The 13,751-nt window shown below is 64.6% G+C and carries 14 protein-coding genes; 5 read left to right on the forward strand and 9 right to left on the reverse strand.

Annotated features, from left to right (window positions below; all coding sequences use genetic code 11):
• Window positions 1-40 precede the first annotated feature (40 nt).
• Entirely contained in the window at window positions 41-2,308 is a 2,268-nt protein-coding gene (ptsP, locus tag FXB41_RS03255) for a phosphoenolpyruvate--protein phosphotransferase (protein WP_007599176.1), read from the reverse strand.
• A gap of 269 nt (window positions 2,309-2,577) precedes the next feature.
• Window positions 2,578-3,834 (reverse strand): aspartate kinase, encoded by a 1,257-nt coding sequence (locus FXB41_RS03260; RefSeq protein ID WP_027515136.1) that lies wholly within the window; start codon window positions 3,832-3,834, stop codon window positions 2,578-2,580.
• A gap of 149 nt (window positions 3,835-3,983) precedes the next feature.
• On the opposite strand from FXB41_RS03260, the gene FXB41_RS03265 reads away from it, so the two are divergent.
• The 3 genes from FXB41_RS03265 (at window position 3,984) to FXB41_RS03275 (ending at window position 6,404) form a co-directional block, all read left to right on the forward strand.
• A complete protein-coding gene (locus tag FXB41_RS03265) occupies window positions 3,984-4,451 on the forward strand; it encodes a PH domain-containing protein (RefSeq protein ID WP_007599178.1) in 468 nt (155 codons plus the stop codon).
• 15 nt (window positions 4,452-4,466) lie between these two features.
• The gene (gene ubiG, locus FXB41_RS03270; RefSeq protein WP_007599179.1) at window positions 4,467-5,240 is read left to right on the forward strand and encodes a bifunctional 2-polyprenyl-6-hydroxyphenol methylase/3-demethylubiquinol 3-O-methyltransferase UbiG; all 774 of its coding nucleotides are present in this window, start codon (window positions 4,467-4,469) and stop codon (window positions 5,238-5,240) included.
• 264 nt (window positions 5,241-5,504) lie between these two features.
• Window positions 5,505-6,404 carry an EamA family transporter gene (locus tag FXB41_RS03275; protein ID WP_007599180.1) on the forward strand — a complete coding sequence of 300 codons (900 nt, stop codon included), beginning with the start codon at window positions 5,505-5,507 and terminating at the stop codon, window positions 6,402-6,404.
• Here FXB41_RS03275 and FXB41_RS03280 read toward each other — a convergent pair.
• The 5 genes from FXB41_RS03280 to FXB41_RS03300 form a co-directional block, all read right to left on the reverse strand.
• A complete protein-coding gene (locus FXB41_RS03280) occupies window positions 6,401-6,886 on the reverse strand; it encodes a DUF1178 family protein (RefSeq protein ID WP_219679447.1) in 486 nt (161 codons plus the stop codon). The genes FXB41_RS03275 and FXB41_RS03280 overlap by 4 nt on opposite strands.
• Complete coding sequence (locus tag FXB41_RS03285; RefSeq protein ID WP_007599182.1) at window positions 6,883-7,761, reverse strand: carbon-nitrogen hydrolase family protein; 879 nt, start codon at window positions 7,759-7,761, stop codon at window positions 6,883-6,885. The genes FXB41_RS03280 and FXB41_RS03285 overlap by 4 nt, the downstream gene beginning before the upstream one ends.
• On the reverse strand, window positions 7,758-8,033 hold the full coding sequence (gene grxC, locus FXB41_RS03290; RefSeq protein WP_219679549.1) for a glutaredoxin 3: 276 nt from the start codon (window positions 8,031-8,033) through the stop codon (window positions 7,758-7,760). Before grxC ends, FXB41_RS03285 begins: the two co-directional genes overlap by 4 nt.
• A gap of 47 nt (window positions 8,034-8,080) precedes the next feature.
• Window positions 8,081-8,878, reverse strand: coding sequence for a ComF family protein (locus FXB41_RS03295; protein ID WP_007599185.1), 798 nt, complete (start codon window positions 8,876-8,878; stop codon window positions 8,081-8,083).
• A 65-nt stretch (window positions 8,879-8,943) separates the two neighbouring features.
• Window positions 8,944-9,258, reverse strand: a complete 315-nt coding sequence (locus FXB41_RS03300; protein WP_007599187.1) for an NIPSNAP family protein — start codon at window positions 9,256-9,258, stop codon at window positions 8,944-8,946.
• A 117-nt stretch (window positions 9,259-9,375) separates the two neighbouring features.
• On the opposite strand from FXB41_RS03300, the gene FXB41_RS03305 reads away from it, so the two are divergent.
• Window positions 9,376-10,245, forward strand: a complete 870-nt coding sequence (locus FXB41_RS03305) for a methyltransferase domain-containing protein (protein ID WP_007599189.1) — start codon at window positions 9,376-9,378, stop codon at window positions 10,243-10,245.
• A gap of 115 nt (window positions 10,246-10,360) precedes the next feature.
• Here the strand turns inward: FXB41_RS03305 and FXB41_RS03310 are convergent, their stop codons facing one another.
• On the reverse strand, window positions 10,361-10,771 hold the full coding sequence (locus FXB41_RS03310; protein ID WP_007599192.1) for a (deoxy)nucleoside triphosphate pyrophosphohydrolase: 411 nt from the start codon (window positions 10,769-10,771) through the stop codon (window positions 10,361-10,363).
• A gap of 140 nt (window positions 10,772-10,911) precedes the next feature.
• On the opposite strand from FXB41_RS03310, the gene FXB41_RS03315 reads away from it, so the two are divergent.
• A complete protein-coding gene (locus tag FXB41_RS03315; RefSeq protein ID WP_007599194.1) occupies window positions 10,912-12,468 on the forward strand; it encodes a TadE/TadG family type IV pilus assembly protein in 1,557 nt (518 codons plus the stop codon).
• 16 nt (window positions 12,469-12,484) lie between these two features.
• On the opposite strand, the gene argJ is transcribed toward FXB41_RS03315, so the two are convergent.
• Window positions 12,485-13,726: a bifunctional glutamate N-acetyltransferase/amino-acid acetyltransferase ArgJ gene (gene argJ / locus FXB41_RS03320; protein ID WP_007599195.1), complete on the reverse strand. Its 1,242-nt coding sequence runs from the start codon at window positions 13,724-13,726 to the stop codon at window positions 12,485-12,487.
• Window positions 13,727-13,751: the final 25 nt, after the last annotated feature.

Consider the following 13,751-nt stretch of genomic DNA (forward strand, 5'->3'; position numbering starts at 1 on the left):
GCGGGAAAGGGCGAGGCGGCAGGAAGGGGCGACAGGCCCGCTACAACGCCAGGCCTTCAGCCTCGGCAAATTCCGTCAGCTTCTGCCGGATCGAGACGCTGCCGGCGGGCGCGTCCAGCAACGGGCCGAGCATCGCTTCGGCCTTCTTGGCGTCGAGATCGATCACCATCGCCTTGACCGGGCCGAGCGCGGTGGCCGAGAGCGACAGCGAGCGATAGCCCATCGCGATCAGGGCCAGTGCGCCGATCGGCTTCGAGGCCATCTCGCCGCAGAGTGACAGCGATTTCTTCGCCTCCTGCGACTTGCGCGCGATGTCGCGCAGCGCACGCAGGATCGGCGCCGACATGGTGTCGAAGCGTTCGGAGACCTTTGCATTGCCGCGGTCGACCGCGAACAGGAACTGGAACAGATCGTTGGAGCCGACCGAGATGAAGTCGACCTTCTTGAGAAGCTCGTCGAGCTGATAGAGCAGCGCCGGCACCTCGACCATGGTGCCGATGTCGATCCGCTCCGGCAGTGTGTGGCCGTGCTGGCGCAGATAGGTCAGCTCGCGTTCGACCAGCGCCTTCGCCGAATCGAATTCACCCACCTCCGAGATCATCGGGAACATGATGCGCAACGCGCGGCCGCCGCCGGCGCGCAGCAGGGCGCGGATCTGGCCGCGCAACAGCCCGGGACGGTCGAGCCCGAGCCGGATCGCGCGCCATCCGAGCGCGGGATTCTCCTCGATCACCGCCTCCATGTAAGGCAGCGCCTTGTCGCCGCCGATGTCGAGGGTGCGGAAGGTGACGGGCTTCGTGCCGGCGGCATCCAGCACGGTGCGATAGAGCGCGAGCTGGTCGCTGGTGCGCGGCAGGCTCTGGCCGACCATGAATTGCAGCTCTGTGCGGAACAGGCCGATGCCGGCGCTGCCGGTGTCCTCGATGTGCGGCAGGTCGATCGCGAGACCCGCATTGATCATCAGCTCGACCTTCTGGCCGTCTTTGGTGACGCAGGGCAGGTCGCGCAGCGCCAGATACTGCGCCTGGCGGCGGGCGCGGAAGCGCACGCGCTCCGCGAAGGCCGCTTCGACCTCCTGCGATGGGCGCACATAGATCATGCCGGAGGTACCGTCGACGATGACGGCGTCGCCGGGATCGGCGATACCAGGCGCGTTCGGGACTTCGCCGACCGCGGGAATGCCAAGCGCGCGCGCCACGATCGAGACGTGGGAATTGGCGGTGCCTTCTTCCAATATGATGCCGCGCAGGCGCTTGCGGTCGTAGTCGAGCAGCGCCGCCGGGCCCATCGCGCGCGCGATGACGATGGCATTGTCGGGCAATTGTTCGCGTGACGGCGCGTGATCCTGGCCGACCAGTTGCCGCATCAGGCGATAGCCGAGATCCTCGAGATCATGCAGCCGGTCGCGCAAATAGGGATCGGTCGAGCGCAGCATGCGCGCGCGGGTGTCGGATTGCACACGCTCGACGGCGGCTTCCGCCGTCAGGCCGGTGGCGACCGCCTCGTGCAGCTTGTGCGACCAGCCCTGGTCGTTGGCGAACATGCGGTAGGCTTCCAGCACCTCGCGATGCTCGCCGCCTTCCGCGACGTCGCCGCGCTCCAGCATGCGATCGAGATCGGCGCGCAGCTTGGCGAGCGCGGTGTCGAGCCGCTTGATCTCCTTCGGCAGGTCCTCGGCGATGTAGTCCTTGATGACGACGCGCGGCTCGTGCAGCACGACGTGGCCGAGCGCGATGCCTTCCGACAGGATGGCGCCGACCTTCTGCGCCGAATGGCGCGCGGCGGGCTCATGGCCCGGCTGGGCCAGCGCGGACAGCTCGCCTGAGGCGATCAGCTCCGCCAGCACCATCGCCGTGGTCTGAAGCGCCTCGAGTTCCTCCTCGACATAGTTGCGCTTGGCGCGGTTCTGCACCACCAGCACGCCGAGCGTGTTGCCGGCGCGCAGGATCGGCACGCCGAGGAAGGAGTGGTAGATCTCTTCGCCGGTCTCCGGGCGGAACGAGAAGGCCGGATGGCTCTGCGCGTCGTTCAAGTTGAGAGGGGTTGCCTCGCTGGCGACCAGGCCGACAAGGCCCTCATGGGCGCTGAGCACGGTGTGGTGCACCGCCTCGCGGTTGAGGCCTTCGGTGGCATAGAGCTCGAGCGTGTTGTCGACGCGCAGCACATAGACCGAGCACACCTCGGCCACCATGTTGGCGGCGATCAGCACCACGATCTTGTCCAGCCGCTCCTGGGCCGAGACCTGCTCCGCCATGGTTTCGCGGAGCCGTCTCAACAAGACGCGGGGACCTCCCGACGCGCTCCGCATGAACCGTCAATCTCCTTCGTCAGCCGGGGCCGAAAGGGCCCGCGGCGGCTCGCCCAGAAATCCAGAAAAACAACAAATTTGCTCGTCCGGCGCCGGCCCCGGCGGTTGCCTGGGCCGAATCAGCACCGCCTCAACTGGGGCACAGTTTCTGGCAGCCCACCCTGTTCGCCGTATAGCGAATTGGGGCTTGTTTTGCCAAGCAAAACGCCTGCCAAACGCGAAAGTGTGGAGACCTCAGCGTTTGCTGCGACCGCTAAGAGAAAATTAGCCTACGCCTGATCGAGACCGTAGAGCGTGTGCAGCGTGCGCACCGCAAGCTCGGTATAGGCGGTGTCGATCAGAACCGAGAACTTGATCTCGGAGGTTGTAATGGCCCGGATGTTGATATTCCGTCCTGCGAGGGCCGAGAACGCCTGGGCGGCGACGCCGGCATGGCTGCGCATTCCGCTGCCGATCACCGAGATCTTGGCAACGTCGGTCGCGGTGTCGAGCCGGGCATAATTGATCTGGCTTTTGGCCGCGGTGATCGTCTCCTTGGCCCTGGTATAGTCGGCGGCCGGGACCGTGAAGGTGAGGTCGGTGGTCTTGCCGTCTTCGGAGACGTTCTGCACGATCATGTCGACGTTGATGTTAGCATCGGCGAGCGGGCCGAAGATCGACGCGGCCACGCCGGGCTTGTCCTCGATCTGGCGTACCGAGATCTGGGCCTCGTCCTTCGAAAAGGCGATGCCGGTGACGACGTGGCTTTCCATGATCTCCTCCTCGCTGCAGATCAGCGTGCCGGGCGGCTGGTTGGCATGCGGGTCGATATCCTCGGGCTTGTCGAAGCTCGAGCGGACGAAAATCGGCATGTTGTGGACCATGCCGAGTTCCACTGAGCGGACCTGGAGCACCTTGGCGCCCTGGGAGGCCAGCTCCAGCATGTCTTCGAACGCGATCTTGTCGAGCCGGCGCGCCTTCGGCACGATTCGCGGATCGGTTGTGTAGACACCGTCGACGTCGGTGTAGATGTCGCAGCGGTCCGCCTTGACGGCGGCGGCGATCGCCACGGCCGAGGTGTCGGAGCCGCCGCGGCCAAGCGTGGTGATGCGGTTGGTCTCTGGGTTGATGCCCTGGAAGCCGGCGATCACGGCGACTTCCTTGCGCTCCCTGAAGCGCTTGATGATCTCGCTGCCGTCGATGCCCTCGATCCGGGCCGAAGCATGGGCGTCGCTGGTCGTGATCGGGATCTGCCAGCCCTGCCAGGAGCGGGCCTGGATACCCATGCCCTGAAGCACGATGGCAAGCAGGCCGGACGTCACCTGTTCGCCCGAGGCGACCACGGCGTCGTATTCGCGTGCGTCGTGCATCGGCGAGGCCTCGGTGCACCAGGCCACCAGCTCGTTGGTTTTACCGGACATCGCCGAGACGACCACGGCCACTTCATGGCCGGCGTCGACCTCACGCTTCACATGGCGTGCGACGTTGCGGATACGTTCGATGTTGGCGACGGATGTGCCGCCGAATTTCATCACGAGGCGGCTCATGACGACGCGTGCATTCCCTCATAAGGATAAGTATGGTGACCCGCGCTGGACGGGTGCCTGCGATACCGACCGCGCGTATACAGAGGGGCGGGGCCGGGGGCAAGCAGGTTCCTGCGCGGGCCAATCCGGGCAATGGGTTATTCGAGGTCATGGCGCGTTACATCGACGAGATCCTGCAACCGGGCGAGCGGGTGCTGTATTCGACCAATGCGCACTGGATCTTCTATTTTCCGGCGATCCTGGCCTGGATCGTGGCGCTGGTCCTGTTCGTCCTGTCCCGGCAAACCATCGTCGAGGGGCTCGTCCTGCTCTGTCTGGTCGCGGCCGGCCTAGTGGCTCTGGCGGCGCTGTACTGGACCGTGAAGGGCTGGTTCCATCGCTTTACCACCGAGACCGACGTGACCAATTTGCGGGTCGTGCACAAGACCGGCTTCATCAAGCGCCGCACCTTCGAGATGGCGCTGGATAAGGTCGAGAGCGTCGATGTGAATCAGACCATTCTCGGACGTATTCTCAACTATGGCGACGTGACCATCAATGGCGTTGGGGAAGGTCGCGAAACCATCCGGACCATCGCCTCGCCGCTCGCCTTCCGCAGTTCGATCACCACGCGGTAGGACCGCGCGCAACCCATGAGCATGCAGCAAAATACTTCCGCTACCGCAAGCCCGCAGCCGGGCTCGACCGTCGACGCCGCCGAGATCGCGAAATTCTCAAAACTTTCGGCCGAGTGGTGGGACCCCAACGGCAAGATGGCGCCGCTGCACCGGATCAACCCGCTGCGGCTCGGCTACATCCGCGATGCCGCCTGCCGCAAGTTCGAGCGCAATTTGCGCAGCCTCAACTGCCTCGGCGGTCTGCGCGTGCTCGATATCGGCTGCGGCGCCGGCCTGCTCTGCGAGCCGCTGTCGCGCCTGGGTGCGCAGGTCATCGGCGTCGATCCGTCGGTCAGCAACATCGCGGCCGCGAAGCTGCATGCCGACAAGGCGCATCTCGCGATCGACTATCGCTGCACCACGGTTGAGGAGATCGACCCGCGCGAGCGCTTTGACATCGTGCTGGCGATGGAGGTGGTCGAGCACGTGGTCGACGTCGGCGTTTTCCTGAAGCGCTGCGCCGCGATGCTGAAGCCGAACGGGTTGATGGTGGTCTCGACGCTGAACAGGAACTGGAAGAGTTTTGCGCTCGCCATCGTCGGCGCCGAATATGTGCTGCGATGGCTGCCGCGCGGCACCCACGAGTGGAACAAATTCGTCACCCCCGACGAACTGACGAAATACCTGCTCGACAACCGCCTGGTCATCACCGAGCAGACGGGCGTCGTCTACTCACCCTTCGCCGACAAATGGACCCTCTCGTCAGACATGGACGTGAACTACATGGTGGTGGCGGAAGGCATGGTGTGAGGCGTTGCTGCTTCCAAACATTCGGCGTCGTCCTGGCGAAAGCCAGGACCCATTACCCCTGGGAGAAGTTGTGGCGCGAGACAGATAATCTCGAGTCTTCGCCAAACCACTCCCAGGGGTAATGGGTCCTGGATCTGCGCTTCGCTTGTCCAGGACGACGATGAATTTGGCGATAGCATCGCTCCCATGACGTTCGTGTGGTTGACCCATTGAACAGCTAGCGGCAGGTTGGCCGCAATCATTGGCCCTCCCACCCATTTCCCCATGTTCACCATCGCCAGCCTCTGGATTCCCTTCACCGTCATTGCCGCGCTCGGCCAGGTCGCGCGCAATGCGATGCAGCGGTCACTGACAAAGCCGCTGGGGACTTGGGGCGCGACCAATATCCGCTTCCTATTCGGCTTTCCGTTCTCGCTCCTGTTCCTGGCAGTGGTGCTGGTTGCCACCGGCGATCATCTCGGCATGCCGCCCGGTGTGTTCTGGCCGTGGCTGCTGCTCGGCGCGCTCAGCCAGATCGTCGCGACCGGCCTGATGCTGCTCGCCATGAACGACCGCTCCTTCGTGGTGACGACGGCCTATCTGAAAACCGAGGCGATCCAGACCGCCATCTTCGGCTTCGTCTTCCTCGGCGATCATCTGACATGGCTCAAGGTTCTGGCGATCGTGATCGCGACAATCGGCGTCGTCATCACCGCGCTACGGCCCGGTGGCGAGAAGAGTTTTGCCGAATTGAAGCCGACCATCACCGGTCTCGTCGCGGCGGCGGCGTTCGCGTTGTCAGCGGTCGGCTTCCGCGGCGCCATCATCAACGTGCCTGATGTCTCGTTCGTGACGGCGGCATCGTTCACGCTGGTGCTCGGCCTGTTCGTGCAGACGTTGATCCTGACGATCTATCTGCTCTGGCGCGCGCCAAAGGTGCTTCAGGGCATCCTTTCAATGTGGCGGCCCTCAATGCTGGCCGGCTTCACCGGCGCCTTCGCCTCGCAGTTCTGGTTCCTGGCGTTCGCGCTGACCGCCGCCGCCAATGTCCGCACGCTGGCCTTGATCGAGGTGCTGTTCGCGCAAGGCGTGGCCTATTACTCGTTCAAGCAGCCGATCGCGCCGCGCGAAATTATCGGCATCGCGCTGATCGTGCTCGGCGTGGCGGTGCTGGTGGGAGTCTAATTCCGATCTTCCGGCAGCGTCGGCAGCGGCGACACCTCGATGCCTTCGTCGATCAGCGACTTGGCCTCGTCGGGCGAGGCTTCGCCGTAGATCGGACGGTGCTCCTTGTCGCCGTAATGCATCGCGCGGGCTTCATTGGCGAATCGCTCACCGACATTGTCGGCGTTCTTCACGATGTGATCGCGCAGCTCTTTGAGCTTGGCGCGCAGCTCGCGCTCCTGCGCCATCAACAGCGAGGTCGGTGCGGATTGCGCAGCCTCGGGCGCGGTCGTCGTGGCGGTGGGCTCAGGCGGCGGCGTGGCGCGTCCGCGGCCCTTCTTGCCGACGATGCGCGGCGCCATGATCGCCTTGTCGACCTTGGCCGAGCCGCAGATCGGACAAGTCACGAGCCTGCGCTTCACCTGAGAATCGTACGCGGCCGAGCTCTGGAACCAACTCTCGAAGTCGTGGCTCCGGTCGCAGCGGAGCGCGTAGCGGATCATGCCGATCCCCGCACCAGATGCAGGTGGTCCGGCCCGGCCTTGGGGTCGGCGACGCCGAAGCGGCGGCCGTGCTGGAGCGAGGGGATCGCGCGGCGCGCGGTCTCGACCTTGGCCGGATCGATTTGTGCCATGATGATGCCGGGCTCGACATCGCCTTCGGCGAGGATCTCGCCCCAGGGATCGATGATCAGCGAATGGCCATAGGTCTCCCGCTTGTTCTCATGCAGCCCTGCCTGCGCCGCGGCGAAGATGAAGCAACCGGTCTCGATCGCGCGCGCACGCAACAGCACGTGCCAATGCGCTTCACCGGTCTTGCGGGTGAAGGCCGAGGGCACCGTGATGAAGTACGCGCCGCTTTCGGCCAGCGCGCGGTAGAGCGCGGGGAAGCGGACATCGTAGCAAATCGTCAGCCCGACGCGGCCCCAGGGCAGGTCGGAGATCACGGCCGTCTCGCCCGGCTGGTAATTGGCGGATTCGCGATAGCTCTCGCCGTCAGGGAGCTCGATGTCGAACATGTGGATCTTGTCGTAGCTCGCGAGCACATTGCCCTCGGGCCCGATCAGGAACGAGCGGTTGACCGCTTTTTCGTCCGAAAAGCGCAGCGCCAGCGAGCCGACATGGATGTGGATCTTCAGTTCGGCCGCGAGCGCCCGGTACGCCCTCAGCGAGTTGTCGTCGTCTTGGCTCTGGAGGTGCTCGAACAGGGCCTTGCGGTTGAGCTGCATCATATTGCTGACTTCGGGCGTCTGCACGTAGTCGGCGCCATTGGCCGCAGCCTGGCGGATCAGCCTGGTGGCCTGCGCGAGGCTTGGCTCGGGCATCAGGCCGGTGCGCATCTGCACCATCGCTGCCGTGAAGGTCCTGTTGTCGCTCATGACTCCGCCTTGACGCTTTCGAGCATGGCGTCGAGCTTGCCTTCACGATCGAGCGCGTAGAGTTCGTCGCAGCCTCCGACATGGGTTCCGCCGATCCAGATCTGCGGGAAGGTCGAGCCCTCGCCGGAGCGATGGTACATCTCCTGGCGCCAGGACGGGTTCTTGGCGATATCCAACTCCGTGAACGTCGCCTTCTTGCGGGTCAGCAGCGACTTGGCGGCGGAACAATAGCCGCAGCCCGGCCTGGTGTAGATCTCGACAGCAGCGGTCATCTTGTCTGGCGCTTTCATGTCATGAATTCATTGAATTATATGGGACTTCACCGGCTCTCGACAACCCGGGCAAACACCAGCACGTCCACTTGCGCCGCCTTGGCCCGGAGCAGGGCTCGCGCGCAGGCATCCAGCGTCGCACCCGACGTCAGGACGTCGTCGATGAGGACAATGCGCCGACCCTGGACGTCCGCCTGACGGTCCGGGGATACCTGGAATGCGCCCTGCACATTGGTGGCGCGCTGGGCCCGCGACAGGCCGATCTGCTGCTCGGTGGCGCGTACCCGGCGCAGCACCTCAGCTTTCACTTTCACCCCGCTCTGCCGCTCGATGATGCGTGCCAGGGCGCCGGATTGGTTGTAGCGGCGGCGCCAGGCCCGCCGCCAATGCAGGGGCACCGGCACCAGCATGTCGGCGCCGGCGAGCAACTCGCCGCCCGCCCGCGCCATCCAGCGCCCCATGGCCGGCGCGAGATCAGTGCGGTCCTGGTATTTCAGCGCATGCACCAGGGTGCGCGCGACGTCGTCATAGCGCACCGCAGCGCGCGCCCGTTGGTAGGCCGGCGGGCTCGCAATGGCCTCCATCGATAGCATGTCGGGGCCGGGGTCATAGACGAAGGGAATGCCGAGCCGTGGGCAGTAGGGCCGTTCGATGAACGACAGCCGCGCCCAGCACGAAGCGCACACGCCCTCGCCATCGACCGGCTCGCGGCAGGACACGCACAGCGTCGGCAGCGCGATGTCGAGCGCGAGCCGTGGCAGATGGGCCAATACCCCGCGGCAGGCCTCGAGCGCGCCGCGCAGATGGCTGGAAATGGAGCGTGGTGGTGATGCCTCGGCGCCCATTGGGCAAGGCTAGCGCCGTCCTGCGCCACGCTCAAGCCAATGGGCTGTTCTCGTCCGCGCCCGGCCTACGGCTCTTTCGGCAGCACGGGCCGGAAGAACGATCGCTCATAACGGCGAAAGCAGCGCGTTTGCCTTGCGAATTCGATCGCTTTCTGGACGTCCGGATCTTCGGCGCTGTCCTTCCGATATTGTTCGTACGCCGCGAAGCTCGGGAAGCTGAACATTGCGAGGGCGACGTCGCTCGCGCCTTCCGATGGCAGGAAGTACCCGTGGTGGATGCCGCCGAATCTTGGCACCAGTTCCAGCCACATCCTGCCATAGGCTTCGAATTCGGCGAGCTTGTCCGGGGGGATCTCGTATCGCAGATAACAGGTGATCATCGTTTGACGCTCCGGCGCCGCGGACCTGGTGCGCATTGCTAGTTTGGAACACGGGGGCCGGCGTCGGCCTCCACGAGGCAAGGCTAGCGCCGCGCGCAGTGGATTGCCAGAACCAGCATGATCGGCGTAACCAGCGCCATGGCCACAACCCCGCAAACCGCGCCCGCTCTGTTCGACCGTGCTTTGCTGCACGCGCGACAGCGCCGCGCGCAGGCGCAAGGTGCCGTGAGCTTCCTGCTGGATCGGGTCGCCGAGGACATGTCCGACCGGCTGGCCGCAGTGATGCGGGAGTTTCGTACAGCGGCCGATCTCTGGACGCCCGGCGAGGGTCTCGCCGTGTTGCGCGCGCGACTGCCCTCGATCGAGCGCATTGAGCTCGATACGTCGGGTGCGGAGAAGCTGCCCTTTGCGCCCGAGGGCCTCGACCTCGTGGTCTCGGCGCTGGCGCTGCAATTCGTCAACGATCTGCCGGGGGTGCTCGCGCAAATCCGTCGCGCGCTGAGGCCGGACGGCCTTCTGCTGGCGGCGATGATCGGCGGCGACAGCCTGACCGAGCTGCGCCAGGCTTTTGCCGCCGCCGAGGCCGAATGCGAGGGCGGTGTTTCGCCGCGTGTGGCGCCGTTTGCCGATTTACGCGACGTTGGCGCGCTGTTGCAGCGGGCAGGATTTGCGCTGCCGGTCACCGATGTCGACCGCGTCGTGGTGCGCTATGGCAATGCCTTCGCGCTGATGCAGGATATCAGGCGCATGGGCGCCGCCAATGTGCTGATCGAACGGCGACGCACGCCCAGCCGGCGATCGACGCTGCTGCGGATGGCTGAAATCTACGCGGAACGCTTTGCCGATGCCGACGGCCGCATCCGTGCGACATTCGACATCATCTGGCTCTCAGGCTGGGCCCCGCATGCGAGCCAGCAGCAGCCGCTCAAGCCCGGATCAGCGAAGGCGAGCCTGGCGGAGGCGGTGAAGAAGGCGGGAGGGACGTAACTCCTCATGGTGAGGAGGCGCGTCGGCGCCATCTCGAACCATGCAGGCCCGGCTCTCATCCGCAGCCATCCTTCGAGACGACCGCTGCGCGGTCTCCTCAGGATGAGGTCCGAGCTCACATCAGTAAATCGATCAAATGCGGGATCAGCGGAATGTCCGCGGGCGGCATGGGATAGTCGCGCAGCTTGTTGGCGCGAACCCAGGCCAGGGTCTGGCCTTCGCGTGGCGTGACCTGTCCCTCCCAGCGCCGGCAGATGTAGAGCGGCATCAGGAGGTGAAAGGTCTCGTAGCCGTAGCTCGCGAATGTCAGCGGCGCCAGGCAGGGCTCCGCGACGCTGATGCCGAGCTCCTCGTGGAGTTCGCGGATCAGGCTCTGTTCCGGCCGCTCGCCGGGCTCACACTTGCCGCCGGGAAATTCCCAGAGGCCGGCCAGCGTCTTGCCCTCGGGGCGCTGCGCGATCAGGACGCGCTTGTCGGCGTCGACCAGCGCGCAAGCCACCACGAGCGTCAGTTTGAGATCAGCCATCCCTGGAATTCCGCTCGCTGAAGGATCATCCGCAACGGTTCGTTAACCCTGTGACGGCCCGTGTTTCCGAGGTCTCCATAAGTCATATTTAATCCACGGTTCCTAGAGTGGAAACGCTGAAACCATTCCGGGCCAGATCCATGCGCGTTGAGTTTCGTCCCATCTTCCGTCGGTTTCTCCGCGATCGCCGCGGCAATGTCGCGGTGATCTTCGCAATCTGCTGCGTCCCCCTGATCACGTTCATCGGTTGCGCCGTCGACTATTCGATGGCGACCAGGATGAAGGCAAAGCTGCAAGCTGCTGCCGATGGCGCCGCTGTCGCCGCCGTCTCACAGAAGGCCCCCGGCTTTATCGCTGCCGCAGCCATGACGGGCAATGGCTCCGTCACGGAGGGCGTGAACGACGCCAATAACGTGTTCGACGCCAACATGAGCAATGTCACGGCACCGCCCAACTTGTCTCGCAACAGCACGGTGACGAAGACTGGGATCGCCGTGGCCGCCAGCGTCCAGTTCAGTGCCGACGTCCCCGTCACCTTCCTGAAGATTCTCGGCTACCAAAAGCTCAGCGTCTCCGGCACCTCGAATGCCTCCGCGTCGCTGCCGCCCTATCTCGATTTCTATCTCACGCTCGACGTCTCCGGATCCATGGGCCTGCCGTCGACCTCGGCCGAGGCCGTCCGAATGCAATCGATCAACCCGGACAACTTCAGGCAATACCCCACAGGCTGCACCTTGGCCTGCCATTTCGCGCCCCAGAACAGTGCGTGCACCGATAGCGGAACGCAGGGATATCCTACCAACAATTACTGTCTGGGCTATGCGATCTCGCGCGTCAGTCAAAGCGGCTATGCCGGTCTGCTTTCGACGACGACTGTGAATTCAACGTATCCAAAGGGCAAGAAGCTGTCGTCTTCAGTCGTGTCCGGTCTACCGGGCTCACTGTATTCGACCCTTCCGACCGTTGCGAACTGCCCCACCGCCGGAACCGATAACTGCATTCAGCTCCGGCTGGATGCGGTCGGCTACGCCGTGAACCAGCTGTTTATCACCGCCAACAGCAGCATGAAGGTCGCTAATCAATTCCGGATTGGTATCTATCCGTTCATTCAGTACCTCGATAAGAACTATTTTCCGCTGACGTCCAGCATCAACGGTTCTTCGACGAATCCGTCGACAATCAACTACGCAGCCGCCAACCTCGCTTCGTTGCTCGACACCAACATGAATACGGCTCTCGGATCGGGCGGCACCCATATCGACAACGCGTTGAGTTCGCTCAACAGCTTGATCGTCAGCGCCGGCGACGGCAGCGCCTCGAGCAACGCGCGACCCTATGTATTCCTCGTCACCGACGGCGCACAAGATCCGCAAGTCAAAGGCGTTCCGAATGGAGGCTGGTCGGGCAGTAACCATGCCACGGTCATCAATCCGGCGACCGTCTGCAAACCCTTGAAGGACAAGGGTATCATCATCTCGGTGCTCTACATTCCTTACCAGGTGATCGATCCGGTGAACGCGTCTTTTGCCAATGACGAGGACGATTACGCCAATTGGAACATACCGCTCATTCCGGCGAGCCTGCAGGGCTGCGCGACGCCGGGCTACTTCTATACGGCGAATACCCCGGCGGACATCACGGCCGCCCTGAACGCCATGTTCAATCAGGCGCTGATCACTGCGCACATCACGAAATAGCCGCCGGTCGGGACGCTTACGACCTGTAATCCCCGTTGATCGCGACATACTCCTTGGTGAGGTCGCAGGTCAGCACGCGGTCGCGGCCCTTGCCGAGGCCGAGCGAGACCTTGATCGCGATCTCCGGCGCTTTCATCGCTTCCGACACCTGCGCCTCGTCATAGGACGGATCGCGCGCGCCGCTCTTGGCGACGCGGATGCCGTTGAAGGAGATCGAGAGCTTGTCGCGGTCGGCCGGCTCGCCGGCCTTGCCGACCGCCATCACCACGCGGCCCCAATTGGCGTCCTCGCCGGCGATTGCGGTCTTCACCAGCGGCGAGTTCGCGATCGACATCGCGATCTTGCGCGCCGAGGCCTTGGTCTTGGCGCCCTCGACGGTGATCTCGACCAGCTTGCGGGCGCCTTCGCCGTCGCGGGCCACCTGCTCGGAAAGATTGGCGAGCACCTGGTTGAAGGCCTTGACGAAGGCTTTCAGGCGGGGGTCGCTGGCGCGGCTGATCTTCGGCGCGCCGTGTTCTGCGGCAGCACCGGTGGCAAACGCCAGCAGCGTATCCGAGGTCGAGGTGTCGCCGTCGATCGTCACCGCGTTGAACGTGTCCTCGACGCCGCTCTTGAGCAGCGCCTGCAGCGCGGCCGGCGCGATCGGTGCGTCGGTGAAGATGAAGGACAGCATCGTCGCCATATCGGGGGCGATCATGCCGGCACCTTTGGCCATGCCGTTGATGGTGACCTTGGCCTTGCCGAGCTTCACGGTCGCGGTCGCGACCTTCGGGAAGGTGTCGGTGGTCATGATCGCCTTGGCGGCGGCGAGATAATCGCCGGCCTCGGCGGTTTCCGCGAGCCGCCCGAGCACGCCGTCGAACTTGGTCGCATCCAGCGGCTCGCCGATCACGCCGGTCGAGGCCAGGAAGATCTCGCCCTCGGTGCATCCGACGGCCTTGGCCGCGATCTTCGCGGTCAGTGCCGTGGAGCTGCGACCGGTCTTGCCGGTAAAGGCATTGGCGTTGCCGGAATTGACCACCAGCGCGCGCGCCTTGCCGCCCTTCAGCTTGGCGCGGCACCATTCCACCGGTGCGGAGGGGCATTTCGACTTGGTGAAGACGCCTGCGACCGCGGTGCCCTTGTCCATCACCGCGAGCAGCACGTCGGTGCGGTTCTTGTAGCGGATGCCGGCCTCGGCCGTCGCGAGACGGACCCCCGCGATCACGGGCATGTCGGGAACGTGTTTCGGGGCGAGGGGAGAGACGGAGGAGGACATCGCGGGCGCCTTGATGGGATCTGGA

Source organism: Bradyrhizobium canariense (assembly GCF_019402665.1).
Lineage (GTDB): Bacteria > Pseudomonadota > Alphaproteobacteria > Rhizobiales > Xanthobacteraceae > Bradyrhizobium > Bradyrhizobium canariense.